Annotated in this window: 4 protein-coding genes; 3 read left to right on the top strand and 1 reads right to left on the bottom strand. The window is 70.4% G+C overall.

Annotation, left to right across the window (positions count from 1 at the left end):
- A partial coding sequence (locus ACFU99_RS39135) for a nitrate- and nitrite sensing domain-containing protein (RefSeq protein WP_384402147.1) occupies positions 1-757 on the bottom strand: 757 nt, incomplete at its 3' end.
- A 354-nt stretch (positions 758-1,111) separates the two neighbouring features.
- On the opposite strand from ACFU99_RS39135, the gene ACFU99_RS39130 reads away from it, so the two are divergent.
- The 3 genes from ACFU99_RS39130 to ACFU99_RS39120 all read left to right on the top strand — a co-directional run.
- Positions 1,112-1,465 (top strand): hypothetical protein, encoded by a 354-nt coding sequence (locus ACFU99_RS39130; RefSeq protein ID WP_384402146.1) that lies wholly within the window; start codon positions 1,112-1,114, stop codon positions 1,463-1,465.
- Between the two features lie 78 nt (positions 1,466-1,543).
- Positions 1,544-2,701: an L-histidine N(alpha)-methyltransferase gene (locus tag ACFU99_RS39125; protein WP_384402142.1), complete on the top strand. Its 1,158-nt coding sequence runs from the start codon at positions 1,544-1,546 to the stop codon at positions 2,699-2,701.
- Positions 2,701-3,033, top strand: a 333-nt coding sequence (locus tag ACFU99_RS39120) for a hypothetical protein (protein ID WP_384402139.1), incomplete at its 3' end; no start/stop codon positions are given. The genes ACFU99_RS39125 and ACFU99_RS39120, both read left to right, overlap by 1 nt.

Raw genomic sequence — 3,033 nt, 5'->3', positions numbered from 1 at the left:
ACTCCAGGGCGCGGGCGTCGGTGCCGCGCCAGAAGTCCGCGTAGGTGTTCTGGTCGGAGGCGGGCAGGACCGGCAGGCTGGTGGTGTAGAGGACCTTGCGCTCGGCGATCCGGTCGGAGAACGACCGGATCTCCTGGCGGTTCATGGAGCCCGCTGCGAGCCCGGCGGCGAGCAGGGCGTCCTCCCGGGAGAGGGCCTCGCGGGCGCGGGTGAGGCCGACGAGGGCGCGGCCCTGCTTGTCCATGCCGGCGTCCTGGAGCGTGTTGAGGGTGCCGAGGAACGCGTAGTAGGGGTCGACGAGTTCGTTGTAGGCGCGCAGCGCGCCGTCGCGGGTGAGGGTGTTGTGCTCGACCTTGCGGCGCAGCCCGGCGAGGTCGTCGAGGCCGTCCTCGATGGTGGTGAACTGGTCGGCGGATTCGGCGCTCATGTCGTCGCGCACCTTGCGGACGGCGCCCGAACGCAGGTCGGCGGCGGTCTTGTCGGTGGCGTGGCGCTGGGCGCGGAGGGCTTCGAGGGCGTCGGAGCGGCGCTGGTCGGCGAGGTAGACGAGGGTCTGGCGGCGTTCCTTCTGGAGGGCCTGGGCCATGTCCTCGGCGGGGTGGCCGAGTCTGCGCATCACGTCGGCCCCGGTGAGGAGCTGAGCCGCTTCCTGTCCGGTGATCACGGTGGCGAAGGCCCACAGGGCCGTCAGCGACACCAGCGGCACCAGCAACAGCGCCACGATCTTCCGGCGGATCGACTTCCCGCGAAAGCGCATGGCCTCCCCAACGTCAACCCCGGCGCGCGGGGGTCGTGTTCCGACAATAAGCGGCGCGAGCCTACTACTGTCGGGCGACCAATCCGAAGACGTGTACGGTCCTTGACACCGTGTGATCAGCGGCTTTGGTGGCGAGTTGTCAGACGATAACCGGACTTTCCGCTCCCGCTTGTGGTGCATGACACCCTGTCGACGGGGTAAGAGAGTGGCCCCTTCTGGCTGGAAATCCACTCCCCATGGGAACCTTTGACCATGGTTGTTCGCTCTTCCTCACGGAGGGGTGGGAGGAATACGCCCGATGCCCCTCTTTTGGGAAGCGCCCGCACCGGGCAGTCACTGAGGGGGTGAATCTCCATGGACCAGGATCACGACATCCCGTCCCGCGGCGGACGGCCGCCGCTGTGGACCGAGGAGCCCGCCCGCAGGCGGCGGATGCCCGACCCGGTCCGTACCGCGGCGGTCCGTGCGGTGATCATCATCGCTCTGACGCTGGGTCAGGCCATGGTCGCGGTGTTCTGCGCGCTGGCCGGCGCCTGGTTCGCCTTCCCCGCCACGCTGTGCAGCATAGCCAGCACCGTCGTGGCCACCTGGGCGGCGGTCGACGTCTGGGTCACCCGGCAGGTGTGGAACCAGCGGCACGGCGTGATCTCCGTCCCCAGCAGCTCGGCGCGGGAGATGCGCAAGGCCCGGCGGCCGCGCTTTCCCTGATCGTCAACTCCCCGCTAAGTTCGGCTGTTGACGGTGTGTCCGCCGGAGACGGCGGCGGGGCTAAGGGGGATGACAGCCATGGCTGACCGTGATCAGGCGGTCCATCGCATTCCAGGAATTCTCGGGGACCCCGGCTGGACGGTGTGCCTCGTCGGCGAGGAGCAGTCGGGCAAACTCGCCCAGGTCACCGCCGGGCTGCGGCACCGGCCCGACCCCGCGGGCGGCGGCAAGCTCATCACCTCCGGCTTCTCGTACTGGGGCCTGGAGTCCACCGTCGCCTGGGCGCACGCCTGCAACGACCTGTACTACCCGGTGATGCGCGAGAGCATCGGCTCGTTCAGCCGCCGCTGGCACGCCATGGGGAACGCGCTGCCCGACGGCCCCCTGCACTACGTCAGCCTGGGGCCGGGAACCGGCCAGAAGGACCAGGCGCTGCTGCGGTACCTCGACAGCCGGGGCCAGTCCGCCTGCTACATCCCGGTGGACGTGAGCGCCGAGATGCTGCGGCTCGCGCAGCGGGAGGCGCTCCAGCACCTGCACGTACCGGCCGGCGACGTGCTGCCCGTACAGCTCGACTTCTCGCTCCCCCGCAACCTCGACCGGCTCGGCACCCTGATCCGGCGCACCGTGGGCGACGAGCCCGTCCTCTACTCGCTGCTCGGCAACACCCTCGCCAACTTCGACAGCGACTCCCAGCTGCTGGCACTGCTCGCCGACAAGCTGCTGCGCCCGCAGGACCGCTTCCTGCTGGAGATCGCCAACACCGCCGACCAGGGGGACGCGGCGGCCCGCGCGGCGGCGCAGGAGTACGAGAACAGCCCGCGCTTCCGCGAGTTCGTCACCAGCGCCCTGATGCAGTACACGGACCTCCAGATCGACATGAACAGCCTCACCTGCGAGGGGTCGGTCGAGGACGACCGGGCGCTGAAGATCAAGGTCATATATCACAACCGCACAGGCGGCCAGGTGGAGCTGACGCTCCCGGACCGCAGCACGGTCCCGTTCCCCGACAAGGACACCATCCGCCTCTACCTCAGCCGCAAGTACACCCTGCCCGGAGTCGAGAAGATGCTGGCGGAGGCGCGGGTCGTCAAGACCGGGCAGACCCACGACACCGGGCACGCGGCCTTCGACCGGCCCGCGTTCGGGATGACGCTGCTGATGCTCCAGAGCACCGAGGCGCCCCGTACCCCCGCCGGGCCCGACCCCTTCGCGGCCGGCGGGCCGCGCCTTTGATGGAGCGCATCAGAGCGCTGAGCCGGCCGTTCTTCGCCGCCGCCACCTTCGCCTGCCTGCTGCTCGCCCTCGTGCTGAGCGTGTGGTGGCTGGTCGCCGCGCGCGGCACGGGCGGCAGGTTCGAGCCGGCCACCACGGGACTCGCGCTCGTCGCCGCCATCACCGGGGTCTACGCGGAGCGGCGGGCGGCGGCGCGCGAGCGGCGTGCCCAGGCGCTGTACGCGCTCGCCGACGAGCTCGTCAAGAACACCGAGCTGCTCACCGGCGAGGGATTCGCGCGGCTGGACCCGCACGCCCCCAAGGCGCGCGTCTACCCGCGCCTGGTGCAGTCC

It is taken from the genome of Streptomyces sp. NPDC057654, assembly GCF_042800135.1.
In the GTDB taxonomy this organism is placed as follows: Bacteria; Actinomycetota; Actinomycetes; order Streptomycetales; family Streptomycetaceae; genus Streptomyces.
This window is presented reverse-complemented; position numbering and strand designations above follow the sequence as displayed.

Bases quoted from the DNA above. Each gene is read 5' to 3' on its own strand.
- ACFU99_RS39130 (WP_384402146.1), top strand. From the start codon at position 1,112: ATGGACCAGGATCACGACATCCCGTCCCGCGGCGGACGGCCGCCGCTG.
- ACFU99_RS39125 (WP_384402142.1), top strand. From the start codon at position 1,544: ATGGCTGACCGTGATCAGGCGGTCCATCGCATTCCAGGAATTCTCGGG.